Origin of the sequence: Paraburkholderia sp. BR14312 (genome assembly GCF_040948675.1) — a bacterium.
GTDB classification, from domain to species: domain Bacteria; phylum Pseudomonadota; class Gammaproteobacteria; order Burkholderiales; family Burkholderiaceae; genus Paraburkholderia; species Paraburkholderia nodosa_A.
Genome location: NZ_JBFPKI010000006.1, coordinates 219,798 through 243,277 on the forward strand (window position 1 = coordinate 219,798; position 23,480 = coordinate 243,277).

Below are 23,480 nucleotides of genomic sequence, written 5' to 3' on the forward strand. Positions count from 1 at the left end.
GAAATGAGCGAAACGATCGCGACCGACCGCGAGCCGGTGGATCAACTCGACGAGAGCAAAGGCGGCGCGCAAGCGACCCCGGCCAAGGACGACCAGCAGGCCACGCCCCCGGGCCGCCGCAAGCGTCTGATCGCGCTGCTCGGCGCCGTGACGTTGATTGCGGGCGCGGCGTACGGCGCGTACTACTTCACGGAAGGCCGCTTTTACGAATCGACCGACGATGCCTATGTGAGCGGCAATCTCGTGCAGCTCACGCCGCAGGTCACGGGTACGGTGGTGGCCGTCGACACCGACGACACGCAGATCGTGAAGCAGGGCGACCCGGTCGTGACGCTCGATCCGGCCGACGCAAGAATCGCGCTGGCCGATGCCGAAGCGTCGCTCGGCCAAACCGTGCGACGCGTAAGCGGCCTCTATGTCAACAACGACTTTTATGCAGCGAATGTGGCGCAACGCGAATCGGACCTGGCCCGCGCCAACGACGATCTGCGCCGTCGCACGGCCGTCGCGGACTCGGGCGCTGTGTCCGCAGAAGACATCGCCCACGCGCGCGACGCTGTGCAGGCCGCCCAGGCCGCGCTCGACGCCGCACGCCAGCAAGGGGCGGCGAATCACGCGCTGACCGATCGTACATCGGTCGAACAGCATCCGGATGTGCAGGCGGCCGCCTCGAAAGTGCGGGCGGCCTGGCTCGCGTATGCGCGCGATACCTTGCCCGCGCCCGTGACGGGTTATGTGGCGCAGCGCCAGGTGCAGGTGGGCGAGCGCGTGGCGCCCGGCACGCCGCTCATGGCAATCGTGCCGCTCGACGGCGTGTGGGTGGACGCGAACTTCAAGGAAGTGCAGCTCAAGCACATGCGCATTGGCCAGCCGGTGACGCTCGTTGCGGATGTCTATGGCTCGAGCGTGAAGTATCACGGTCGTATCGAAGGCTTTTCGGCGGGCACGGGCAGCGCCTTCGCGACGCTGCCGGCGCAGAACGCCACGGGCAACTGGATCAAGATCGTCCAGCGCCTGCCGGTGCGTATCGCGCTCGATCCACGCGAACTCGCGGCGCGTCCGCTGCGCATCGGCCTTTCGATGACGGTGGATGCCGATACGCGCGACGAATCGGGCTCGCAGCTCGGCGCGGCGCAAAACACGCGCTATCGCACCGACGTCTTTGCACAGTACGACGCGCAAGCCGACGGCGAGATCGAAAAGATCATCAAGCAAAACGAAATGGCTTCGCCTGTGGCCGCGTCACAACCGTCGCCGCAACGTGTGGCTTCGCACGATCACAAGGGCAACGCGGGCTAAGGAAGGCTGGCTGCCCGGCCAGGCGCTTGCGCATCCGCTGCAAGCGCTTTGGGCGCCACCTCGCGCAGGTAGTCCATGAACGTCTTGATCCTGGCCTATAAATGCAGGCGAATCTGCTCGGCAAAGGTCCGTATCACTTCTTCGTTACGTGAAAGAAACATCCATTGTCCGATTCGCGTCGAAACGAGCAGTCCCGCTTCGACCAGTGCGGCAAGATGCGCGGATACGGTGGACTGCGAGAGCCCGCTGCGCGCCTGGATGGCGTGCGCGGGCACGCCGTGGCCCAGATCGACGTGGCCCTCTGGAAAGGCGTCGGCGGGGACCTTCAGCCACGCGAGAATGTCGCGCCGCAGTGGATTGGCGAGGGCCTTGTGAATCCGGTTCGCGTCTATCATGGCGTTCCTTGTGCGCTCGCGTGCTTCAATGCGGCTGCATCAACAACGTTCTGGCGATGGTTCCCGCCGCGCTTTCCCCAAGGTCTTCCCGCACGATCGACAGTGCCAGATGAATGCCGGCGCTTGCGCCGCCCGACGAATGGAGGTTGCCATCTTTCAGGCAGCCGGGATTGGACATGACGTGCACGCGTGGATGTTCCGCCGCGAGGCGGTGAGCGTCGCGCCAATGCGTGGTCAGCCAGCGACGGTCGGCAACGCCGGCGCGCGCCAGCAGGAACGCGCCATTGGAAATGCAGGCCAGCCTGCGCGTGGCGGGCCCGGCGTCGCCGAGCCACGTCACGAGTTCGCGATGCTCACGCGTCGAACTCACCACGGGAGACCCGGGCACCACGACGACATCGAACGGCGCGCGCGTTTCGAAGAGGCATTCCGTGGTGCCCACCGCCGTGCCGTTGGAAGACAGTACCGGCCCAGGCGAGGTCCCGACGAGGTGTGGTTCATAGAACGCGCTGCCATACAGGCGATTCGCTGCATGAAACACATCCATCGGGCCGCTCGCTTCGAGCAGTTGAAAACCTGCATAAAGCATCATCGCGACACGCATGCGCCGTTACCCCGTGAACGCCTGCTCGACCAGCGCGGATTGCCGCGCAACGTGCGCCGAATGGTAGCCCGGCGCGGTCGATGCACCGGCGTCGGGACCGGCGTAGGCGAGCTTCGCGCCCGTTGGCAGGAGCTCGCGCAGCTGCGGCTCGACGAAACTCCATGCGCCCTGGTTGCGTGACTCTTCCTGACACCAGACGACGGTCTTCAGGTTGGGATAGCGCGCGAGTTCGGCGGCCAACTGTTGTGCGGGAAACGGATACAGCTGTTCGACGCGGATGATCGGCGTGTCGGTCGCGTCCGCCCGGCGATGCTCGAGCAATTCGTAGTACACCTTGCCCGTGGCCACGATGACGCGCTCGACGCTGGATGCCCGCGATGCCTCGACCTGCGTATCTGGCAGAACTTCGCGGAATTCGCCCTCGCTCAACGCTTCGAACGTGCTGACCGCTTCAGGGCGCCGCAACAGCGACTTGGGCGTCATGACGACAAGCGGGCGACGATCGGCGGCGAGTGCCTGCCTGCGCAGCAAATGGAACAGCTGCGCGGGCGTGGTCGGCTGGGCGACGCGCATGTTGTCCTGCGCGCTCAACTGCAGATAGCGTTCGAGCCTCGCCGATGCGTGCTCGGGTCCCGCGCCTTCCTGCCCGTGAGGAAGGAAGAGCGTCAGGCCGCTGCGTTGCCCCCACTTGGCGGCGGCCGCTGCGATGAACTGGTCGATCACCACCTGCGCGCCGTTTGCGAAGTCACCAAATTGCGCTTCCCAGATCACCAGCGCATCGCGGTTCACCGTCGTGTAACCGTATTCGAACGCGAGCACCGCTGCTTCGGAGAGGATGGAGTTCGTCACGCTGAAGCGGCCAGGTGCGTTGCCACTCGCATCAGCGAGATGATCGAGCGGAATATAAACGCCATCCGGCCGGCTCATGCGCGTTTGATCGTGCAGCACGGCGTGACGATGATTGAACGTCCCGCGCGCGCTATCCTGCCCGCTCAGTCGAACGCTGATCCCATCTGCGAGCAGCGAAGCGAAGGCCAGATGCTCGCCCATGCCCCAGTCGAGCGGCCGTTTTCCCGAGGCCATTTCCTGGCGCCCGGTGATCATCTTCTTGACGAGCGGGTGCAGCGCGAGCCCCTCAGGAGCGGTCGAAATCTGCTGCGCGAGACTGCGCAGCGCTTTCGTCGACGGGGCGGGGTGGGAGGCCGCGCTGCGCGCTTCCTCCCGTGAAGAGGCGGCTTCCGAGCTGTCGGTTTCGTTCGCACGCTTGAGCAGTTCTCGCCGCTCGCCGACGTAGCCCTCTGCTTCTTCGGCTGTCAACACGCCTTGTTGAACCAGCTTCTGTGCGTAGCGCGTTCTCACGCCGGGATGACTTGCGATCGCGCGATACATTAGCGGCTGGGTGATGCCCGGCGTGTCCTGTTCCTGGTGCCCGAATTTGCGGAAGCACACGAGATCGATGACCACGCTGCGCTTGAACGCGGTGCGATAGTCGAGGGCAAGGCGCACCGCCATCGCGACGGCTTCGGGGTCGTCGCCGTTCACGTGCAGGATAGGCGCCTCGATCATCTTCGCGACGTCCGTGGTGTAGAACGACGAACGCGTGTCGCGCGGATCGGAGGTCGTGAAGCCGATCTGATTGTTGACGACGATATGAACCGTGCCGCCCGTGCCGTGGCCGCGCGTATAGGAGAGGCTCAAGGTTTCCATCACGACACCCTGGCCGGACATCGCCGCGTCGCCGTGAATCTCGACCGGCAGAACCTCGACGCCGTCGGCGCTGCCGAGGAGCTTGCCCTTGGCGCGCGCCATGCCTTGCACGACCGGGTTGACGATTTCCAGATGCGACGGATTGAACGCGAGCATCACTTCGACCGGCCCGTCAGGCGTATCGACCGTACTCGTAAAGCCCTTGTGATACTTCACGTCGCCCGCGGTAAGTCGTTCGGGATCCTTGCCATCGAACTCGTCGAACAGCGCGCGCAACGGCTTGCCGACGATATTCACCAGAACATTCAGGCGTCCGCGGTGCGCCATGCCCATCACCACCGCGCGCAGCTTTTTCGAAGCGCCGTAGCGGATGACTTCATCGAGCATCGGAACCAGCGACTCCGCGCCTTCGAGCGAGAAGCGCTTTTGCCCGACGTAGCGTGCGTGAAGGTACTTCTCGAGGCCTTCTGCCGCGCTCAGGCGTTCCAGCAGCCGGCGTTTCTCGGTGGCCTGCAGCGACGGCCTCGCTCGCGTGGATTCGAGTTGCATCTGCCACCAGCGCCGCTGCTCCGCGTCGGTCAGGTGCATGAACTCGGCGCCGAGCGTGCCCGTGTAGGTTTGCTTCAGCGCCGCGACGAGTTCCTTCAGCGTGGCGTCGTCGTCGAACAGGAACGTGTCGGCAGTGCTGAAGGTCGTCGCCATGTCCGCGGCCGTCAGGCCGTAGTAAGCCGGGGTCAACTCGGCGTAGGCGCGTGGCGGCGTCCACATCAGCGGATCGAGATCGGCCGTGCGCGTACCGATCATGCGGAACGCGGCGATCAGCGACTGTACCGCGACCTGCTTGCGTGCGAGGCCGAGACCGGCGTCATTCGCGAGGGCAGTGTCGGCATGAGCGATCGCGCGCGGCGGCCGCTTCGCAAGCTCGACAAGGCTGGAAATGACGGGGGCGTGCGGTTCGTCGTCGCGATCGCTGCCGTCGATAGCGGGTGTTTCGCGCAGTGCATCGAACCACGCCCGCCATTCACCGGTGACCGCATCCGGGTCGGCCAGGTAAGTTTCATATTGCTCTTCGACGTAAGGGGCGTTGCCCCCGAAGAGGAAAGAGCTCTGACGTTCTTTCAACATGATCATTCTGCCTTTGGTCGGTGTGCGGTCCAACGTCGGGCGCAACACGTGGAATGATGGCGACAACGCCTTCCGGTCCGCCCGGGTTGTTTGCCCAGCCGCAGTCGTGAACACAGTCTAGTTATGCGGGGCAACGGGCGAAATACGCGCGTGGTGCCGCCGCCTGCCAACTAGTGGACGTTTTGGGCCACACTGCCGATTTGTTACACCGACGCAAAATACTTTTTCCGGGGGCAGACTGCATGCGCTAACGACGATGCGTTAAGCTGCGCCACGGTCCTGGTTGGGACACCACCTCTGAAGGTCACGGCATGAAAGTCGCCATTGTTGTATTCGATGGTGTGCAGGCGCTGGATGTTGCAGGCCCACTCGATGTATTCGCCGAGGCGAACACATTCCTCTCCGAGCATCAGCGCTACGAGGTGACGCTCGTCGGGCGCGAGGCGGGCGCCGTTACCTGTTCGAACGGCATGCAACTGGCGGTCTCGCGCGGCTATGCGGACAGCGACACGCAATGGGACCTGCTGCTCGTGGCCGGCGGCCCGCAGTTGCCCGACGTTCATCCGTCGAATGAGTTTCTGGCCTGGCTGCAAGGTCAGGCGCGCAGCGCGAGCCGCTTCGGTTCGGTGTGCAACGGCGCATTCGTGCTGGCGCATGCGGGGCTGCTCGATGGCAAGGAAGTGACGACCCACTGGTCGGATGCCGGGCGCCTGTCCAACGAATTCCCGCACGCCAACGTGCAGCCGGACCGCATTTTCGTGCGCGACGGGCGGCTGTTCACGTCGGCGGGCGTGACCGCGGGCATCGATCTGTGCCTCGCGCTGGTGGCGGAAGACTGGGGACACGAACTGGCGGTGCGGGTGGCGAAGCGGCTGGTGGTGTATATCCAGCGCGAAGGCGGTCAGTCGCAGTACAGCCCGTATATCGGCGCCGGCAAGGACGAGGACCCCATACTCAGCAAGGTGTATCGCTACGTGAGCGAACATATCACCGATACGCTTTCGATCGAGGCGCTGGCGAGTGCGGCTGCCGTGAGCCGGCGCACCTTGTCGCGCATCTTCGCCAAAAATGCCAAGGTCACGCCCTCCGTATTCGTCGAGCAGGTTCGCGTCGACACGGCGAGAAAGCTTCTGGAAGATACGGATGCGCCGCTCAAGACGGTCGCATTCAAATGCGGCTTTCATAGCGCCACCCATATGCGCACGACGTTTTCGCGGCGCCTGAACGTTACGCCAAAACAATATCGCCTGCGATTCCGCGGGGAGGCGAGTGCATAGCGACGATTCCCTGGCGGAGCTGGCAAACGCCAATGCCGCGCCATTCCTTCCCGATATCATCGAACCCGGTTTGTCGATCTTGTTTTGCGGAATCAATCCAGGCATGCGTGCGGCGGCCACCGGGCGCCACTTCGATGGCCGAGGGAACCGTTTCTGGCGAGTGCTCCATCGCGCCGGCTTTACGCCCGAAGAATTTCGTCCCGAGAACGACTGTGAGTTGCTGCGGCATGGCTTTGGTCTGACTACGGCGGTCTCGCGCGCAACGGCGCGCGCGGACGAGTTGTCGAGAGCGGAGATACAGGCTGCCGCGGCGCAATTCGAGTTGAAGGTTCAACACTACGCGCCGCGGTTTATCGCCTTTCTCGGCAAGATGGCGCTTGCCGAAATGTCCGGCAAGCGGGATATCCAGTGGGGTTTGCAATCCAGCAGGTTCGGCGGTGCGCAGGCGTGGGTGCTGCCGAACCCGAGCGGCTTGAATCGCGCATTCAGCCTCGACGCGCTGGCGAGCGCGTACCGCGAACTTCGTATTGCGGCTCAATTGTCATCAGTTGCCGAGTGAATGAACAAGCGGTTGTAGATATGGGGCATGCGCTTCGGAATGCCTCGTGGCGAGTTCGCGATTGCCTTGACATGGAACGCATTCGCCTTCGCTCGTCAATCCGCTCGCACATTGAAGATACGTGTTGTTGCGCAGCGTTTCGGTGACGAACTCCACGAAGGAGCGGATCTTTCCACTCGTCCCGCGCCGTTCGACATGAAGCAGGCTGACCGGCGTCGATTCGGGCTCGTAGGCCCGCAAAATCGGCACCAGATTTCCGGACGCGACTTCGCTTGCGGCCTGATAAGACAGCAACTGCGTGATACCCACGCCGTCTTCCGCGGCCGAAATGGCGGCGGGCGCCAGATTCACGATCAGGCGCGGCTGCAGCCGCACAGGAATCTTTGCGTTATTTTCGTAAAACGTCCACTCGAGCGGTTGGGAGACGCCGGTAAAGGAAACGCAATGGTGGCCGACCAGGTCTCGCGGATACATGGGCTCTCCATGCGCGGCGAGATAAGCGGGGGACGCAAAGGTCTGCCGCCGCACGGACCCCAGGCGCACCGCGAATGTCGACGAGTCTTCGAGATGACCAATCCGTATGGCGATATCCACGCCTTCTTCGAGCAGGCGCGTGGGACGATCGAGGTAAACAGCGTTCACGCTGACGTCGGGATAGCGCAGCGTGTAGGCGTTGACGAGCGGCGCGATGAAGCGCTGGCCGAGTTGCACCGGGGCTGTAATCGTGAGCGTGCCCACCGGGTTGGCGAGACCCGTGGCGATATGCGACTCAGCATCGCTGATGCCATCCAGCAGCTTGCGGCAGGCTTCAACGTAAGCGACACCCGCGTCCGTGGGCCGGACTGAGCGTGTCGTACGCGCGAGCAGCTGGGCGCCCAGGCGCGTTTCGAGCGAGTTGACCGCCCGCGAGACCGCCGCGCGCGATAAGCCGAATTTATCGGATGCGGCGCTGAAGCTGCCGCGTTCGACGATGGCTACAAACACCTCCATCTCACGTAATCTGTCCATCTTGACTTCCCAATCTGAATCTCTTGCAAACGGAAAACAACAGTAAAAACCGTTTGGCGTCTACCGTTGCCGGTTCGTTTTCAAACCTTCGTAAATCGTGTCTATCGCGATCAACGCGCGGCCTGAATGCCTACGCCGCGATTCTAAGCATCGTGTGCCGTCTGGTATCGCCGTACGACCTCAATTGGCCCAAAAGCGTGCAGAAATGACCCGCGCGTCATCAGACAGATTTGCGTTGACGCAGCGCATACGCGCCGGGCAGATCACGACCGGACAGCCTGGCAAAATTCTCGTACTAGATGGCCCAAAATCAGACCAGGCGAGACTTTAAGAAATTGGGTTCATCTCTGACAATAAAGCCGTCAGTGAACAGCAACAATGCGCGGCGAAACCGGAGGTGTGGTCATCGCCTGGCGTGAGGATGCAGGACGCTGAATAGCCTCACAGTGAACTAGCCACATCAAACAGTACAGCTAACGAAACCCGGGAAGTTGCTGATCGCCATGACAACTGCGAACCCTTTGACGACTGGAACGGAAGCGGCAACGGCCCCACGGGCGCTGGAACCACGCGCTGTGCGCGAAGCCGCGGCGCCGGCGCAGCCCGCCCCCGCGCAGGTGGCGTTCACGGGGCGCATCGTGGTGGGCCTGCTCGGCATGTTGTTCGCTTCGTTGCTGGCCATCCTCAACGAACAGGTGACCGCGGCAGCGATGGCCGATATCCAGGGCGCGTTCCTGATCGGGCATGACGACGGGACGTGGCTCACCTCGCTCTTCGAAGCCGCCAATGTCGCGACGATGGTATTCGCCCCCTGGTTCGGCATCACTTTTACGCTCAAACGCTTCACGATCGGCGCCGTGCTCGCCACGATGTTCTTCGGATTGTTGTGCCCGTTCGCGCCAAATCTGGCGACGCTTTACGTCTTGCGTATCTTCCAGGGAATCGCGGGCGGCTGTCTGCCCCCCATGCTGATCATCGTGGCGCTGCGTTATCTGCCGCCAAAATTCAAGCTGTACGGTCTCGCTGGTTATGCGCTCACGGCGACCTTCGGGCCGGCGCTCGGCACACCGCTCGCCGCGTTGTGGACGGAGTTCGTGAGCTGGCGCATGGCGTTCTGGCAAATCGTTCCGCTTGGCGTGCTGTGCTGTATCGCGATTCAGCAGGGGCTGCCCGCCGATCCGGTCAAGCTCGAGCGCTTTCGTACTTTTAACTGGATAGGTTTGGTCACGGGCTTCCCGGCGTTCGCCATGCTCGTGACCGGGCTTTTGCAAGGCGACCGGCTCGACTGGATCGAATCGGAGCTTATCCGCGTGATGTTGGGCGGCGGCGCTCTGCTGCTCGCGGTCTTCCTTGTCAACGAGTGGTTTCAGCCCGTGCCTTTTTTCAAGCTCCAGTTACTCGAGCGCAGGAATTTCACGCACGGGCTCTCGACCTTGGTCGGCACCGTGATCCTGCTGGTGGGCGTCGCCGCTATACCCGGGCAGTTTCTCGCCAAGGTTCATGCGTACCGGCCGCTGCAGACGGCGCCGCTCTCGCTGCTGCTCGCCATTCCGCTGCTGATTACGCTTCCCTTGACGGCGGCGTTATTGAACACGCAGCGCGCGGATCACCGCTGGGTGATCGCAATCGGTCTGTCGCTGATGTTCACGACCTGCGCACTCGGCAGCTTCATGACGTCAGAGTGGATTCGCGACAACTTCTATGTGCTTCAGGCGCTGCAGGTCATCGCGCAGCCCATGGTGATCATGTCGATCCTCATGGGCGTCACGACGGGGCTGCCCCCCACGGAGGGTCCGTTCGCTTCGGCCATGTTCAATACGGTCAAGACGTTCGCCGCCGCCATCGCGACGGGACTGATCGAGGGGGTAGGCACTGCACGGGAACATTTCCATTCGAGCATGCTCGTCGACCAGCTGGGCAACCGCGCGCTGGTGGCAAGCCCCGGTCTCGACACCCCCTACGCGCTGGGGCAACTCGCGCACCGTATTCACGAGCAGGCCGTCGTGCTGACTTCCGCCGATCTCTACCGGGTGATGGCGTGCGTTGCGCTCGTTCTGCTTCTTCTTGTTCCAGTGCTGCCGGTGCGGATTTATCCGCCGTGGAGCACGACGCCGCCCGCTTCGAAATGAGGTCCGCTTTCCATGTCATCGACTCAACCCACCCTCGCACCGTCCAGGTTGAAATGGCTTCGTATTGCAGCAGTCGTCGCCGTTGTCGGCGTCGCTGGCTGGGCCGGCGCGAAGCTCCTGTCTCACTCCAGTTCGGAATCCACGAACGACGCCTACGTCACCGCGGATTTCACGCTCGTCGCGCCGCGAGTCGCGGGGCAAATCATGGACGTACTGGTGAACGATAACGAGGACGTGAAGGCGGGGCAGCTGCTGGTGCGTATCGACGACCGCGACTATCGCGCCGCGTTGATGAGCGCCGAGGCCGAGGTGGCGGGCGCGAAGGCGTCGGTGGCGAACTTCGACGCGCAGATCGCGCGCCAGCCCTCTCTCGTCGATCAGGCGCGTGCCACGCTGCGCTCCGACGACGCGTCGATCGGCTTCGCGCGGGCCAACGCGGCGCGCTACCAGAATCTTTCGACGGCGGGGGCAGGGACCGCGCAGGAGCAGCAACAGGCTTCGAGCACGCTCGCCGAGCAGCTTGCGCAGCAGTCGCACGACCAGGCGGTGCTGACGGCCACCCAGCAGAATCTGGACGTCCTGCGCACCGAACGCGACAAGGCCGCTGGCGCGCTTCGACACGCCGAAGCGGTGCTCGAACAGGCGAAGCTCAACCTCTCCTATGCGGAGGTCCGCGCGCCCGTTGACGGCAAGGTAGGACGCCGCTCGGCGCGGGTCGGCGCCTTCGTGACGCCCGGCGCCCCGGTGCTGGCAATCGTGCCGCTTTCGGATGCGTATGTCGTCGCCAACTTCCAGGAGAGCCAGATCACCAATATGCGGCCCGGCGAAAGCGTGCGCGTGACGGTCGACAGCGTTCCCGGCGTCGTGATCCATGGCCGCATCGACAGCCTGGCACCGGCGACCGGCGTGAGCTTCGCGCCGATCGCACCCGACAACGCCACGGGCAACTTCACGAAGGTGGTGCAGCGCGTGCCCGTCAAGATCACGATCGATCGCGGGCAGCCTGCTGCGGCGGCATTGAGCGTTGGGCTCTCGGTGGAAGCTGAAGTGGCCGTTGGCCGGGGTGCAGAAGCGACGGCTGAGGGAGCGGAAAGAAAATGAACACGAGTCAATATTCTGTTCGCGCGATCCTTCTCCCGGTTCTCGCGTGTCTCGCAATGGCGGCTTGCACCGTCGGTCCCAACTTCGAACCGTCAAAGTCCCCAACGCCTGAGGTCTTCAACCGCACGCAGACGGCGCAGGCGCCGAGCAAAGCCGTGGAAGGCCAGTTCGGTCCGGAATGGTGGACGCTCTTCAACGATCCGGTGCTGAACGGTCTGGAAAAGCAACTCGCCGATGCGAACCTGGACGTGGCAGCTGCCTCCGCGCGCCTGCTGCAAAGCCGCGCCGAGCGCCGCGTAGCGGGCGCAGCCGAATATCCGACGCTGGACGGCGCCGCATCGTATAACCGCGAACGCGGCAGTGAAAACGGCATCCTCTCGCTGCTTGGCGTGACGCCGACGCAGAGTCAGCCGCAGTCGGCCTCGGGCAGCGCGCCGCTCGGCGTGGCGGCCATGCCGGGCTCGAAGGGTTCGCCCGCCTATAACCTGCATCAGGTCGGCTTCGACGCTTCATGGGAAGTCGACATATGGGGGCGTGTGCGACGCAGCGTGGAAGCGGCGACGGCGCTTTCGGAAGCCTCTTATGAGGACCGGAACTCGATCTTGCTGAGCGCGCGTGCGGAGCTTGCGCGAGACTATATCGAACTGCGCGACACGCAGGAACTCCTGCAGATCGCGCATCAAAACCTGGACATCGCCAACGACGCGCTGAAGCTCACGCTGGTCCGTGCACATGAGGGCGTCACGACGGATCTCGATGTTTCGAACGCTTCGGCGCAGGTGGAGAATATCGAAAGCCTGATTCCCACGCTCGAATCGCACTCCGAAACGACGATCAATGCCATCGGCCTGCTGCTCGGCGAGGAACCGGGCGCGCTGCGTCAGACGCTCGCCGCAACGCAGGAGGTGCCCGTACTGCCGGCGCAGGTGCCGATCGGCTTTCCTTCCGAACTCGTGCAGCGCCGTCCGGATATCCGCAAGGCGGAAGCCGAACTGCACGCGGCGACGGCGTCGATTGGCGTGGCGAAGGCCGATTTTTATCCGCGCATCATGCTCAATGGCAGTGCAGGCTTTCAGAGTCTTCAGCTCTCGAGTCTGGCCAGTTGGGCGTCAGGGCAGTTCGTCGTTGGCCCTTCCATTACGTTTCCTATCTTCGAAGGCGGTCGCCTGAAAGGAACGCTCCAGTTGCGCGAGGCGCAACAGCAGGAGGCGGCGATTGCCTACAAGGCGACGGTGCTGCGCGCGTGGCAGGAGGTGGACGACGCGCTCGTCACCTACGACGCCGAACAGCGCCGCCGCGACCGGCTGGCCCAGGCCGTGACGATGAACGAGCGCGCGCTCTCGGTCGCGCGGGAGCGGTACAAGGCCGGGGCGCTCGACTATCTCGACGTCTTGAACGTGCAGAAGCAACTGCTCGAAGCACAAAGCAATCTCGAACAAAGCAGAGCTACGGCGGCTACGAATCTCATTACGCTTTGTAAAGCGCTGGGAGGGGGATGGGAGTCGACATATGGCGGGTAAGCCATAGCCCGGATGCGCGCTTGTCATTCGGAACGCGCGCCGTTTAACGATAACAATGATTCGTATGTCCGGACACGACGACGTATGGGAATCGACAGCACGACGCCGGCCGGGGATTGCGCGCAACTTTTCCAGCGTGATCGGCTTCATCAACGTCGCGCTCACGGGCAGTCTTGCCGAGGCTTCACGCCAGCTGGGTGTTTCCTCGCCTTCGTTGAGCAAGAGCATCGCGCGGCTTGAGTCCCCAGTTGAATGTACGCTTGCTGGTGCTTCGTGGCGCGCCGTCTTTGCGAGTCGGGGCTCGTGGTCTGCGCCGCGCTGGCCTGTCTTGCGCAACACGGCGCGCCGCTTGCCATCGACGATCTGCTGCGGCACAGGCTGATCTTGCAGAGAAACGCAGATTCGGGCCGGACTGCCGAATGGGTGTAGGCTATTTCGTCTGCTACCGCAACCGGCCTCGCACGCCTTTGAGAATCAAGGTGTTCGCCGACTATCTCTTCAGCTTTCTGGCCGGCTGTTGATTCCTATGTTGCCTTACGTCGATGCATCGAAGGTTAGGTGCATCCGCTCATCATTGTTCAGGACAATCAATGATTCCGCGGCGCTCGCCATGGCGCGCGTGCAAAATCATTTCCGGATGAAGATCGCATCATGACAGGAGCGTCCGTCGTGGATCTCGCTGGATATGAGCTGGTGCCGCTGCGCGATGACAGCGATTTTTCACTGTATCGCGCCCGCAAACGCAGCCATCCCGGCTCGGTGCTCACGCTGGTCGCCAGACGGGCGGACCCGGTGGGCGTGAAGCGGCTCGAGCGCGAATACGCCCTCGCCGAGCTGCTCGATTCCAGCTGGGCAGCGCGGCCGCTTGCGTTCTACCGGCACAGGGAGCCGCCCATGCTCGTGCTCGACGACGACGGCGGAGAACCACTCGATCGCTCGCTTGCTGGCCCGTTCGAACTCGCACGGCTGTTGCGCATTGCGGTCAATCTCGCGAAGGTGGTCGGCCACGTGCATCGATGCGGCCTCGTTCACAAAGACATCAAGCCAGCGAATGTGCTCGTGGACAGTGGCGGCAACGTGCGCCTCACCGGCTTCGGTATTGCTTCGCAACTGGCGCATGAACATCAGCCGCCTGCACCGCCCGAGATCGTCGCCGGAAGCTTTGCCTATATGGCGCCTGAGCAGACCGGTCGCATGAATCGTTCGATCGACACGCGCAGCGATCTCTATTCGTTCGGCGTCACGCTGTACGAGATGCTCACCGGGGCGCTGCCGTTCAAGGCCTCGGATGCGATGGAGTGGATTCACTGCCATATCGCGCGCAAGCCCACGCCGCCCCGGGCGCGCCGCGACGCAATTCCACAGGCGCTCGAGGGCATCGTGCTCAAGCTGCTCGCGAAGGCCGCCGAGGACCGCTATCAGACCGCGGCGGGACTCGAGGCCGATCTGCGTTCTTGCCTCACGGCATGGGAAGCGCACCATCGCATCGATCCATTCCCACTGGGGGAGCACGACGCGTCCGACCAGTTGCTGATTTCCGAAAAGCTGTACGGGCGCGAGCCGCAAATCGAAGCGCTGACCAGCGCGTTCGATCGCGTGGTGGGCAGCGGCTCGGTCGAACTGGTACTTATCTCGGGCTATCCGGGCATCGGCAAGTCGTCGGTCGTGAACGAGCTGCACAGGGTGCTCGTCCCGCCGCGTGGTCTCTTCGCATCCGGCAAGTTCGACCAGTACCGGCGCGGCATTCCGTATGTGCCATTCGCGCAAGCCTTCCAGACACTGGTGCGCAACCTGCTGAGCAAGCGGGAAGCCGAGGTCGTGCCGTGGCGTCGCGCACTGATGGAAGCACTCGGGCCTAACGGTCAGCTGATCGTGAATCTGATTCCTGAACTTGCGCTCATCATCGGCGAACAGCCGGCTGCGCCGACGCTGCCGCCGCAAGACGCGCAAAACCGCTTTCAGATCGTATTTCGACGCTTTCTCGGTGTATTTGCGCGGCCGGAGCATCCGCTCGCCTTGTTTATCGACGATCTGCAATGGGTGGATACGGCGACGCTCGACCTGCTCGCGCATCTCGCCACGCATCCGGACGTGCGGCACGTGCTGCTCGTGGGCGCCTATCGGGACAACGAGGTCGACGCTTCGCACCCGTTCGCGCGCACGCTGGAGTCGATTGCCCGCGCCGAAGGCAAAGTGCAGCAAATCGAGCTTGCGCCGCTCACGAGGGACAGCGTGACACAACTCGTGGCGGATGCGCTGCACTGTGACCGCGCGAGCGCCGCTCCGCTGGCGGAACTGGCACATGAAAAGAGCGGCGGCAATCCGTTCTTCACGATTCAGTTTCTAACCGCGCTCGCCGATGAAAACCTGCTTGCATTCGACCCGCGCGCCGCGAAATGGGGCTGGGAACTGCCGCGCATTCGCGCGAAGGCCTACACGGAAAATGTCGCCGATCTCATGGCGGGAAGGTTGGGCCGGCTGCCGCCCGCGGTTCGCGACGCATTGGGCCAGTTGGCGTGCCTTGGCAACGTCGCCGAAGTCGCCGCGCTGGCCTGGGTTCAGGGCGGCTCCGAAGAGAAGCTGCACGCGGACCTGTGGGAAGCCGTGCGAACGGGGCTCGTCTTTCGCGAGGCCAATGTCTATGAATTCGCGCACGATCGCGTGCAGGAGGCAGCGTACGCGCTGATTCCCGCCAACGACCGTGCTGCCGCGCATCTGCGGATCGGGCGGGCACTGGCGTCGCGCACGCCGCCGGACGCACTGGAAGCTGCGATTTTCGACATCGTGAACCACCTCAATCGCGGCGCGGCGCTGATCGCGGACGCAACGGAGCGCGAGCAGGCGGTTGCCTTGAACCTCGTCGCGGGCAGGCGGGCCATGGGGTCGACGGCCTATGTGGCCGCACGCGGCTATCTTGCGCAAGGCGTGGCGTTGCTGTCGCCCGATGCGTGGACGCAACGCTACGAGAGCACGTTCGAACTCTATCTCGCGCTTTCGGAGTGCGAATATCTGGTGGGCGACTTTGCGAAAGCAGATGCCCTGGCGGACATGATGCTCGCGAGAGCCCGCTCCAGTCTCGATCGCGCCAGGGTCTACAGCTTACGCATCGAGTTGTACCAGCTTGCCGGACGATATGACGAAAGCTTCGCGGTCGCGCTCGTTGCGCTGCGCGGCTTTGATATCCACTTTCCCGAGACCGAAGAGGGTATTCAGGCGGCGTTCCATGCCGCCCTGCACGACGTTCAGGTCAATCAGGCGGCCCGTGCCATCGCCGAACTCGTCGCGGCACCGGTGGCGACGGACCCCGCGATCCACGCGATCGTCAATCTGCTCCTTCAGGCGATGAACTGCGCGTTTGCCGCGCGGCCCGCGTTTTATCCGCTCATCACGCTCAAGGCGGTCAATCTGTCCTTGCAGCATGGCATGACCGATAACTCGAGTTTTGCGTTCGGCAATTACGCGCTCATGCTGGTTTCGCTGATCGGCGATATTCCCACGGCGGTTCAGGTTTCGGAGATGTCACTGAAGCTCAACGAGAGGTTCGGCAATCGGCACCTGAATGGAAAGCTGCTTCATCTGTATGGCGCCCATGTCAATTTCTGGCGCCGCCACATCGCCGCGAATCTCCCGGTGCTGGAAAGGGCGACCGCCGAGTGCATGGAAGTGGGCGATTTCGTTTTTGCCGGCAACGTGGCGTTCAATGCCGTCTGGCAGTCGCTCGAGAGCGGCGCTGCGCTCGAAGACGTGCAGGCGATCGCCGAGAAGTACGCGTCGCTCATGCGGCAGAGCCACAACGACGCCGTCTACGAACTGGTTCGGGTCGAACGGCAATGCGTCATCTGTCTGCGGGGCAGGACCACTAAACCGTTCGATTTGAATGACGAGACCTTCGACGAAACCGCCTGTTTCGAGGCGATCGTCAGGTCGAATTTTGGTTGCGCCATTGGCGTCTATCGAATCATCAAGGTCATGCTCGCGTTTCTCGACGGCCGCTACGTCGACGCGCTGGCGGCCGTGCAGCAGGCGCAGGCCGTGCTGAATTCGGTGATGGCGCTGGCGATCGAACCGACCTTTCACTTTTTTCATATGCTCACCTTGGCGGCCCTTTTTCCCGAGTCATCTCCCGAGCAGCAGGAAATGTACAAACGCATGCTCGCAGAGACACTCGAGAAGTTTGAAATGTGGGCCGGACAGTGTCCCGAAAACTATCAGAACCGCCATGCGTTGCTCAGCGCGGAATTCGCGCGTCTGGAGGGGCGCGAGCTCGACGCCATGCGCCTGTACGAGGAGGCCATTCGCTCTGCCCGCGAGAACGGCTTTGCGCAGCATGAAGGACTTGCGAGCGAACTGGCGGGCCGTTTCTACTTGCGTATGGGCCTCGCGACGAGCGCCGAAGGTGAAGCGCGGCGCGATATTTGACGGGCACCACGCGAGATAAATGGACGCATTCGAGCTTGCAACAGGCAATACATAATTGCACATGCTGCACGCTGGCATGAAAAAACCGCCCGAAGGCGGTTCCTGAATACGGTCACCCCACGCTACCGCCTGTCTTCATCCCTTGGGATGGGTCCCGGCGTAACGCTCATGAACTGCTTCAGATCGGGCTTCCCCAAGGCGACGAGATTGAGCATCGCGACACCAAGACGGCGTGCGAATTCGTCGTCGATCTTGTAATCGAACTCCTCCAGCTGGATCGGCATTTCGAGCTTACCGGCCACGAGCGGGGCCAGCTTGGCCGGATCGACCGTTTGAACCGTGAACATCTGGCGATCTTCCGCGTAGCTTAAGACCACCGAATAAGGCGGATGTGTTGCCATTAATATCCCCTGCATTGCTGATAGTTTTGAAACGCGTTCTGCTCGCAAAGAGCCTGGCCACGCGCACCACCCATCGGGCCACCTAGTGCACGGCACAAATCCAAGTCACGCTCGAACTGATCATGGCATTCGGCCTCTTCTGCTTCGCTGACGCCGCGCGCGGCGAGGTCCTGAACATCAGCGCCCGGAGCATCCTCACTGTACTCGAATGGCTGCGCGTCGCCGAGTGGCGTCGACGACGCGTCTCCGTCGGCGTCGGCCGCAACGTTATCCGCGTCCGGGTCGCCGTCATCGCCGAGCACCGCGCCGGCTGCCGACTGCACCGCACCGAGCCAGTCGAAGCCGCCACCGTCGTCGGTCGCGCTGCTGGCCACCTCGCCCGCGAGCGTCGGCGCGGAGCTTACGAGCGCCGATAGCCCGCCGTAAGCGCCGGCGTACGGCTCGACGCGTGGTGCCCAACCGCCGCCCCCTGACTGCGGCCAACGCTCCGGCGCGGGCGCCGGTCGGTACGTCCTCCGGTTGGCTCCCGCGTCGCGGTTGACAATCGGCACGAGCTTGCCGTCGCGGACCGCCTGCTTGAGCAAGCGCTCGATGCCGGCATTGTCGGTTGGCAAGTCCCAATGGACGACGTTCAGATGATCGCTCAGGAACGACCGGATCGCGTTAGTGTCGGTGGCAATCAGCCGCCTGAAATCGTAGTCTGGCCGGAAGTACAGGTCGAAGGCGCGCGCGTCCTTCTCGATCTGGCGCTCCATTTCCTTGCGCTTTTCGTAATCCGCAAACGGGTCCCATAGCCGGCGGTAGCCCCAGCCGTGGTAGAACTCGCTCGCGGGCACCAGCTCGCAGTGCCACGTGCCGATATCCAGCGGGACATAAAGGCTGTTGAAGCCCATAGACGGGGTGCCTCCATCGATTGCCAATCGGGAAGCACATCCTAGCGGCGAAGGCGACGTCGCAGACGTCGCCTTACGCCGATTTGACCAAGCCTGACAGTTACGTCACTGAGCCAAGCGGCCGGGAATGGAAAGCCGGCTCCCATGTTGAAAGCGCTTGATCCTGCTCCAGGCGCGGGCAGTCGCCCCGTTCAACCAGGCCGAGCGCCGTCGCGAACAGGCGCAGCCCCATCGGGGCCAGCTCCCGCCGCCACAACATGGCCGGCGTGTCGTCCGGCCGCACGTGGCACCAGTCCTGCACCGCGACAGGGCCGGTATCCGCACCGTCGTCCATCCAGTAGACCGTCCCGCCCGTTACGGACTCGCGCATATGGATTGCCCACCGGACGGCGTCCCGGCCACGGTGACGGGGCAGCAGCGACGGGTGGTAGCCCAGCGCGCCCAGGCGGGCACGCTCGCGTGCCACGCGCGGGATGAACGCATGGGCGTGGGCCGCCAGGATGACGTCTACGCCGTCCGGGACGGCTGAAGGCTCCAGCCGCCGGCCCACGATGGACGCCGGCACGCCGAGCTGCTGGGCGGCGGCGTAGAGCCGGTCGTATTCCTCGTCGACGGCGCCCGGTGCGGCCACCGCCGCGACGTCGTGGCCAGCCGCAACGCATTGCCTGAGCAGCTCGGCCCCGAACCACTTCTGACCGACGATCATCAGGCGCATGCGGCCTCCTCTCCGAGATAACGGAATCCCTGTACGGCGCGGAAGTGGCCACCAAAGCCGCTGTTCTGCTTCGTGTCGCGGCCAGACCGCGCGTGCGAGGCCGCAAGCGAATCCATCGAGCGCTGGCGGTTATCGCCGATGAGACACGCGGATACCTGCGTCCATCGCCTGTCCCGGCGCAGCGCGTTCGCGAGGCCCGGATGGCTCGTGTGGAACAGCGTGCGCAGCGGCAAACCGTAGCGGTTCTCGCCGCGTGCCCAGGCGTCGCAGATCGCGTTCAGGAAGCGCATGCCGACACCCGCGCCTTGCCATTCGGGCATGACGACCAGCCGGCACGCGCGGGCCTCGGTGAGACCGGGCCGCGTGCTGACCGCCAGATGCGCAACGGGTGCGCCGTCCACCCAGCCCACGTAGTTGGTTGCCGCGATCATTTTCGGCAGCTTCAGATAGTGATGCGGCTCAAACATGGGCCAGTAGCGCCAGTCTGTCTGCCGGATGTCCAGCTCGAAGGTTGGCCGACGCCGAAGGCGCCCCCGTTCGAACTTGCCGGTGGCGGTATCGAAAACCCAGTCCGGCTGAATCCAGTCCAGGATGTCGTAGTGGCACGAGAGCAGCACGACCCGGCCGCCGGTACGCCGCCACGCCTTCGCGAAGGCGCCCGCACCAATGCGTGCTATCTGGCGATCGACGACCGACGAGAACTCATCGACGACCGCAAGCGGCGGCGCATCGCATACCAGCCGCGCCAGCGTCGCCCGGAACTGCTCGCCGTTGGAGAGCACCGGGAACGGCCGCAGCCATGTCGGCACACTGCCCAGGCCAACCGCCGATAGCGCGCCCGTCACCTCGTCAAATGACCCGCGCGGCGCAATCGCGTCGATGATCGGCTTGCGTGCTGGCCACTCCGGCGCGTAGAGCGGTCCGATCGCGTTGCCAAGGCTCGTCTTGCCCGAGCCGGACGGTCCGACGATCACGCCGATCTGCCAGTCCAGTCCTTCGACCGGCAGATCGACATCGAGATCGAATTGGCGACCGTCATCGACATTGAACAAGGATTTGACGCGAGCGGCCCGGTAGGACTTCGCGTCAGCACAGCGGTGGTGGATGCCCAGTTTCATACGCACACCACCTTGAGCTTGTAGCCCTGCTGGTTCAGGGCCCGATAGGCCTGCTGCTGCTGCGCTTCGTCACGGCATACCACGACGATGCCGTATTGCGGTTTGTATTTGAAACCATTGATGCCCGGCGGCTTATTCCGGGCCACTGTTCGAACGCTCACGACGTTGCTCCGTTTCATCGGGCGCTCTGCGGCGCGCGTGTTCGAGGCTCGTGGCCTTCAAGTGGTTCAGTGTCCGGCAGCGCGGACATTTGATCGTCAGTTCAAGGTATCGCCCCGTAGCGAGCTTGCGTCTGCATTTCCCGCAGCGGATTTCATCGTGATCCGCGTGCGCCCCGTTTGCCTGCTCACCGTTACCCGGCACCTGCATATTGTGTAACCCCGTTGCCGCATATTTTCATTGTGGTAGCCTTACGCCCGCCGTGCACGGCTTTGAGGGCCTCGGCCAAAAACCACAGTTGCGGCTGTGGGTGGAGGTGGCGGTTCCGGTGTTAGCGCACCGGAACCGTCGCTCTCATCTTTAGTGGTTACGCCGTGGTTTCGTCGACGGCCAATCCGGCTTCCGCCAGCAGATTCACGATCTGGCTGAGCAAAGTGCTGCCTCCCCGCGAGCCTGTCAGCGTAACGGGGCCAGTCATCAGGCCGCCGCCGAAAAGCGCGATTTGCGACACGGCAAGTTTGGTTACTGCCACGATGCCAGTCTGTCGGTCGATAGACACCGGGTCATCGATGAGCGCCCCTGTGTCGTCACAGCGGCCGATGAAAAGATTTGAACCCGCGTTCGAACCCGCCTCGGCAGCCGTATTGCGTCCGACCAACCAGCGCCGCTTGCCACCACGACGATATTCGACCAGCGACGTGTTCGTCGACGGGGAGTCAACGGCCACAGCGCCGTCCCCTGTAACAGGCACGACCGTAACCCCGCCCGACACGTGCGCGCCGACGCCCTGTCCGTCAAACTCGATGCCCACTGCGTTGGCCGGATCAACGACATTGCCTGAGCTGGCCGGGTTCGTCCCGACGAAGCGGTTCGTATTGCCTGCCGAGGCGACGACGCCGTAGCCCGCTGGCCCCACGCCGTTGCTCCAGACGAGCTGGCCACCGATCCAGGTGTTGCGGGTGGCCGCTGCGCTGTCAATCACCACGCAGTTGTTCACGACCTCCAGGTCAAGCGAGATGAAGTCATTGCCGTAGACGTAACCGGCCGTCAGGTGCATGGCACGCTCGGCGTTACCGAAGCTGCCGCGCAGGTCGGAGAACTGCAGCGCCCGCAGGCGCAACGCCGTACCGTAGCCCGCGTTGTTCCCGACGAGAAAAAGGTCGCAGTTATAGACGCCGTTCAGCTCGATCGCGCAGGCGTTAGTCGTCGCATTATGGTTCTCGACACCGACGTCGAACTCGAATTCGTTGAAGGCGTCGACGTAGTCCTCGCGGCCCACCTGAAACACCGGACCAGGACAATTTCCGACGATACCGATTCCCTTGAACGCGCCGTCGAACGCGGCGCCGTCTGACGCCGTGTTCGTCATGAACCACGCGGGCGCGGTCTGCACGGTCGTCAGGTCAAACACCGCCCGGTTCCTGCCTGCTCCTTCAAACGACGCGCCATTTTTGGGAGCCAATGCCCAGTCCATCACGAATTCCTGTGTGATCCTGTAGCGTCCCTCGTCGGCAAAGCCCTTGATGCCGTTCGTCAAAACGAACTTCGACCACGACAGCGTTGGGCCGCGGTCGTCGGCGGTGTTGTCGCCCTTCGCCCCGAACTGGCGGATTGAGACCGGCCCGACAATCTGGAGATTCCAGCGGCCGGTGCCGCCTTTTGTGGGTAGCACGCTGCCGCCGTCGACGGCCGCCGTCGAACCATTCACGTAGTAGTACGGGCCGCCACCGAGATCGCCCGGCGCGTAATAGCCGAGCGCGAAGGCTCGCGTGTAGACCGATTCGTCGAGCGCCTGCAACTCGACGACGCTATCGACCACATGGAAAATGCGGTACATCAACTGCTGCGCGAGGTTGCCGTTGTCCCATCCGACCAGCGAAGCACCGGACGTCGTCGATCCGCCGGCCGACAGACGCGAGTCGAACTCGGCATTGACCGCGTCCTGGACGAGCGCCTGCATGGCGTTGTCGTAGGGCTGAATCACGACCGTCACATTTTGCGAAGGCAGCTGTGCATAGCCCACGGTAATCGTCGCCGTGTAGGGCACGCCGGGTGTTCGCACAACCAGCGCCTGAGTCGGATCGGTGGTGCTCCAGACACCGAACACCACGCCGTCGCCGATGAGCGCGAGTTCCGTCGCCGCATACGTGGCGGCCGGATCATCGCTAAAGAGCGAGCTGACACGCAACTGGCCGGGTGCAAGCTGATAGGCCGAAAAGATCGGCTTCTGTTCCTGCTGGGTTGTCAGCGCTTTCGCGGTGTTGTCGAGTGCTACGGTGCCGGAGCCGAGAGCCAGCGCGGTAAATTCCACGTCCAGCCCATCCTGGGCCTTGTTGACGAGGGCCGCGCGGCCGACGTCGGTCAACGTGAGCGTGATAGTGCGTTGTGTCATGCGAAGGTGGCTCCAATGATCTGTCGTTCGGTCCCGGTGGCGACGGTTGCAGCAGGCAGCGCGAGCCCGATCGCGTCGCCGTCAAAATTCGCAGTGATGGCCTCGGATTCCTCGCCGCAGGCAACCATCACCACGCCCATGCCGAGCGCGAGGCCGGTACTCGACAGGCGCACGCTGAACCCGCTGCGCGCGTTCTTCCAGTAGTTGACGACGCGAATGATCTGCGCCCACCGGTCAAGCGTGATCAATGGAGCGTCGGCGGGCTGGTTCGTGGTATCGATGTCGACGGCGAACGTGTACGGGGCGCGCTGTGGCGTGTCCTCGAACCATTCGACCGTGTCGGCATTGACGCCCAGGATTTCCAGCGCGCGCGTCACGGCATACGATGTGCCACGCATGCGGTGCAGCTTGATTGCGCTCTTGAGCAGCGCGCGCTGCTGCGCTTCGGTCGTCGCCAGATTCCATCCTGCGTCGCCGAGCACGCGCAACTGTTCGGCAAGCGACGCGAGCGCCGAGGCGGCCACCGTATCGAAGTCGTAGACGAGCAGCGGCGTGAGGTCGATCGCCGACATGCGCGCGCCGAGGGTTTCGGTCGCGCGGCAGGTCAGGTCACGCGCCAGTGGCGGCGGCAACAGCGAGGGAGAGGCAAAGTCCGCCAT

At 63.6% G+C, this 23,480-nt stretch carries 20 protein-coding genes; 8 read left to right on the forward strand and 12 right to left on the reverse strand.

Going from position 1 to position 23,480, the window contains the following annotated elements; genetic code table 11:
- The first annotated feature begins 3 nt into the window (after nucleotides 1–3).
- Nucleotides 4–1,299 (forward strand): HlyD family efflux transporter periplasmic adaptor subunit, encoded by a 1,296-nt coding sequence (locus AB3X98_RS18640; protein ID WP_368602468.1) that lies wholly within the window; start codon nucleotides 4–6, stop codon nucleotides 1,297–1,299.
- A 95-nt stretch (nucleotides 1,300–1,394) separates the two neighbouring features.
- On the opposite strand, the gene AB3X98_RS18645 is transcribed toward AB3X98_RS18640, so the two are convergent.
- The 3 genes from AB3X98_RS18645 to AB3X98_RS18655 are packed head-to-tail and all read right to left on the reverse strand — an operon-like array spanning nucleotide 1,395 to nucleotide 5,136.
- On the reverse strand, nucleotides 1,395–1,694 hold the full coding sequence (locus AB3X98_RS18645) for an ArsR/SmtB family transcription factor (RefSeq protein ID WP_368602469.1): 300 nt from the start codon (nucleotides 1,692–1,694) through the stop codon (nucleotides 1,395–1,397).
- Between the two features lie 25 nt (nucleotides 1,695–1,719).
- Entirely contained in the window at nucleotides 1,720–2,286 is a 567-nt protein-coding gene (locus AB3X98_RS18650; RefSeq protein WP_368602470.1) for a DJ-1/PfpI family protein, read from the reverse strand.
- A gap of 18 nt (nucleotides 2,287–2,304) precedes the next feature.
- A complete protein-coding gene (locus AB3X98_RS18655) occupies nucleotides 2,305–5,136 on the reverse strand; it encodes a 2-oxoglutarate dehydrogenase E1 component (RefSeq protein ID WP_368602471.1) in 2,832 nt (943 codons plus the stop codon).
- Nucleotides 5,137–5,441: 305 nt separating this feature from the next.
- Between AB3X98_RS18655 and AB3X98_RS18660 the strand changes: the two genes are divergently transcribed.
- The gene (locus AB3X98_RS18660; RefSeq protein ID WP_342948937.1) at nucleotides 5,442–6,407 is read left to right on the forward strand and encodes a GlxA family transcriptional regulator; all 966 of its coding nucleotides are present in this window, start codon (nucleotides 5,442–5,444) and stop codon (nucleotides 6,405–6,407) included.
- On the forward strand, nucleotides 6,400–6,966 hold the full coding sequence (gene mug / locus AB3X98_RS18665) for a G/U mismatch-specific DNA glycosylase (RefSeq protein ID WP_368602472.1): 567 nt from the start codon (nucleotides 6,400–6,402) through the stop codon (nucleotides 6,964–6,966). The genes AB3X98_RS18660 and mug overlap by 8 nt, the downstream gene beginning before the upstream one ends.
- On the opposite strand, the gene AB3X98_RS18670 is transcribed toward mug, so the two are convergent.
- Nucleotides 6,952–7,974: a LysR family transcriptional regulator gene (locus AB3X98_RS18670; protein ID WP_368602473.1), complete on the reverse strand. Its 1,023-nt coding sequence runs from the start codon at nucleotides 7,972–7,974 to the stop codon at nucleotides 6,952–6,954. The genes mug and AB3X98_RS18670 overlap by 15 nt on opposite strands.
- A gap of 503 nt (nucleotides 7,975–8,477) precedes the next feature.
- Here AB3X98_RS18670 and AB3X98_RS18675 point away from each other — a divergent pair.
- From AB3X98_RS18675 to AB3X98_RS18695, 5 genes are all read left to right on the forward strand, one after another.
- On the forward strand, nucleotides 8,478–10,103 hold the full coding sequence (locus AB3X98_RS18675) for an MFS transporter (RefSeq protein WP_368602474.1): 1,626 nt from the start codon (nucleotides 8,478–8,480) through the stop codon (nucleotides 10,101–10,103).
- 12 nt (nucleotides 10,104–10,115) lie between these two features.
- Nucleotides 10,116–11,204, forward strand: coding sequence for an HlyD family secretion protein (locus AB3X98_RS18680; RefSeq protein WP_368602475.1), 1,089 nt, complete (start codon nucleotides 10,116–10,118; stop codon nucleotides 11,202–11,204).
- Nucleotides 11,201–12,724, forward strand: coding sequence for an efflux transporter outer membrane subunit (locus tag AB3X98_RS18685; protein ID WP_368602476.1), 1,524 nt, complete (start codon nucleotides 11,201–11,203; stop codon nucleotides 12,722–12,724). Before AB3X98_RS18680 ends, AB3X98_RS18685 begins: the two co-directional genes overlap by 4 nt.
- A gap of 64 nt (nucleotides 12,725–12,788) precedes the next feature.
- Nucleotides 12,789–13,106 carry a LysR family transcriptional regulator gene (locus tag AB3X98_RS18690; RefSeq protein WP_368602477.1) on the forward strand — a complete coding sequence of 106 codons (318 nt, stop codon included), beginning with the start codon at nucleotides 12,789–12,791 and terminating at the stop codon, nucleotides 13,104–13,106.
- A gap of 287 nt (nucleotides 13,107–13,393) precedes the next feature.
- Nucleotides 13,394–17,143, forward strand: coding sequence for an AAA family ATPase (locus AB3X98_RS18695; protein WP_368602478.1), 3,750 nt, complete (start codon nucleotides 13,394–13,396; stop codon nucleotides 17,141–17,143).
- 122 nt (nucleotides 17,144–17,265) lie between these two features.
- Here AB3X98_RS18695 and AB3X98_RS18700 read toward each other — a convergent pair whose 3' ends face one another.
- The 8 genes from AB3X98_RS18700 to AB3X98_RS18735 all read right to left on the reverse strand — a co-directional run bounded on the left by AB3X98_RS18700 (nucleotide 17,266) and on the right by AB3X98_RS18735 (nucleotide 23,480).
- Nucleotides 17,266–17,544: a hypothetical protein gene (locus AB3X98_RS18700; protein ID WP_368602479.1), complete on the reverse strand. Its 279-nt coding sequence runs from the start codon at nucleotides 17,542–17,544 to the stop codon at nucleotides 17,266–17,268.
- Nucleotides 17,544–18,437: a hypothetical protein gene (locus AB3X98_RS18705; RefSeq protein ID WP_368602480.1), complete on the reverse strand. Its 894-nt coding sequence runs from the start codon at nucleotides 18,435–18,437 to the stop codon at nucleotides 17,544–17,546. The genes AB3X98_RS18700 and AB3X98_RS18705 overlap by 1 nt, the downstream gene beginning before the upstream one ends.
- A gap of 100 nt (nucleotides 18,438–18,537) precedes the next feature.
- A complete protein-coding gene (locus AB3X98_RS18710; protein WP_368602481.1) occupies nucleotides 18,538–19,152 on the reverse strand; it encodes a formyltransferase family protein in 615 nt (204 codons plus the stop codon).
- On the reverse strand, nucleotides 19,143–20,270 hold the full coding sequence (locus AB3X98_RS18715) for a GNAT family N-acetyltransferase (protein ID WP_368602482.1): 1,128 nt from the start codon (nucleotides 20,268–20,270) through the stop codon (nucleotides 19,143–19,145). The genes AB3X98_RS18710 and AB3X98_RS18715 overlap by 10 nt, the downstream gene beginning before the upstream one ends.
- Entirely contained in the window at nucleotides 20,267–20,431 is a 165-nt protein-coding gene (locus AB3X98_RS18720) for a hypothetical protein (protein ID WP_368602483.1), read from the reverse strand. The genes AB3X98_RS18715 and AB3X98_RS18720 overlap by 4 nt, the downstream gene beginning before the upstream one ends.
- Nucleotides 20,403–20,639 (reverse strand): Com family DNA-binding transcriptional regulator, encoded by a 237-nt coding sequence (locus AB3X98_RS18725; RefSeq protein WP_368602484.1) that lies wholly within the window; start codon nucleotides 20,637–20,639, stop codon nucleotides 20,403–20,405. Before AB3X98_RS18725 ends, AB3X98_RS18720 begins: the two co-directional genes overlap by 29 nt.
- A 157-nt stretch (nucleotides 20,640–20,796) precedes the next feature.
- Nucleotides 20,797–22,821 (reverse strand): hypothetical protein, encoded by a 2,025-nt coding sequence (locus tag AB3X98_RS18730; RefSeq protein WP_368602485.1) that lies wholly within the window; start codon nucleotides 22,819–22,821, stop codon nucleotides 20,797–20,799.
- Nucleotides 22,818–23,480 (reverse strand): phage tail protein I, encoded by a 663-nt coding sequence (locus AB3X98_RS18735; RefSeq protein ID WP_368602486.1) that lies wholly within the window; start codon nucleotides 23,478–23,480, stop codon nucleotides 22,818–22,820. Before AB3X98_RS18735 ends, AB3X98_RS18730 begins: the two co-directional genes overlap by 4 nt.

Excerpts from the sequence above, each read along its gene's own strand:
- AB3X98_RS18660 (WP_342948937.1), top strand. The coding sequence starts at position 5,442 with ATGAAAGTCGCCATTGTTGTATTCGATGGTGTGCAGGCGCTGGATGTT.
- AB3X98_RS18685 (WP_368602476.1), top strand. The coding sequence starts at position 11,201 with ATGAACACGAGTCAATATTCTGTTCGCGCGATCCTTCTCCCGGTTCTC.
- AB3X98_RS18705 (WP_368602480.1), bottom strand. The coding sequence starts at position 18,437 with ATGGGCTTCAACAGCCTTTATGTCCCGCTGGATATCGGCACGTGGCAC.
- AB3X98_RS18670 (WP_368602473.1), bottom strand. The coding sequence starts at position 7,974 with ATGGACAGATTACGTGAGATGGAGGTGTTTGTAGCCATCGTCGAACGC.
- AB3X98_RS18700 (WP_368602479.1), bottom strand. The coding sequence starts at position 17,544 with ATGGCAACACATCCGCCTTATTCGGTGGTCTTAAGCTACGCGGAAGAT.
- AB3X98_RS18640 (WP_368602468.1), top strand. The coding sequence starts at position 4 with ATGAGCGAAACGATCGCGACCGACCGCGAGCCGGTGGATCAACTCGAC.
- AB3X98_RS18725 (WP_368602484.1), bottom strand. The coding sequence starts at position 20,639 with ATGCAGGTGCCGGGTAACGGTGAGCAGGCAAACGGGGCGCACGCGGAT.
- AB3X98_RS18675 (WP_368602474.1), top strand. The coding sequence starts at position 8,478 with ATGACAACTGCGAACCCTTTGACGACTGGAACGGAAGCGGCAACGGCC.
- AB3X98_RS18655 (WP_368602471.1), bottom strand. The coding sequence starts at position 5,136 with ATGATCATGTTGAAAGAACGTCAGAGCTCTTTCCTCTTCGGGGGCAAC.
- AB3X98_RS18730 (WP_368602485.1), bottom strand. The coding sequence starts at position 22,821 with ATGACACAACGCACTATCACGCTCACGTTGACCGACGTCGGCCGCGCG.
- AB3X98_RS18680 (WP_368602475.1), top strand. The coding sequence starts at position 10,116 with ATGTCATCGACTCAACCCACCCTCGCACCGTCCAGGTTGAAATGGCTT.
- AB3X98_RS18735 (WP_368602486.1), bottom strand. The coding sequence starts at position 23,480 with ATGGCGGACTTTGCCTCTCCCTCGCTGTTGCCGCCGCCACTGGCGCGT.
- AB3X98_RS18645 (WP_368602469.1), bottom strand. The coding sequence starts at position 1,694 with ATGATAGACGCGAACCGGATTCACAAGGCCCTCGCCAATCCACTGCGG.
- AB3X98_RS18715 (WP_368602482.1), bottom strand. The coding sequence starts at position 20,270 with ATGAAACTGGGCATCCACCACCGCTGTGCTGACGCGAAGTCCTACCGG.
- AB3X98_RS18710 (WP_368602481.1), bottom strand. The coding sequence starts at position 19,152 with ATGCGCCTGATGATCGTCGGTCAGAAGTGGTTCGGGGCCGAGCTGCTC.
- AB3X98_RS18690 (WP_368602477.1), top strand. The coding sequence starts at position 12,789 with ATGTCCGGACACGACGACGTATGGGAATCGACAGCACGACGCCGGCCG.
- AB3X98_RS18650 (WP_368602470.1), bottom strand. The coding sequence starts at position 2,286 with ATGATGCTTTATGCAGGTTTTCAACTGCTCGAAGCGAGCGGCCCGATG.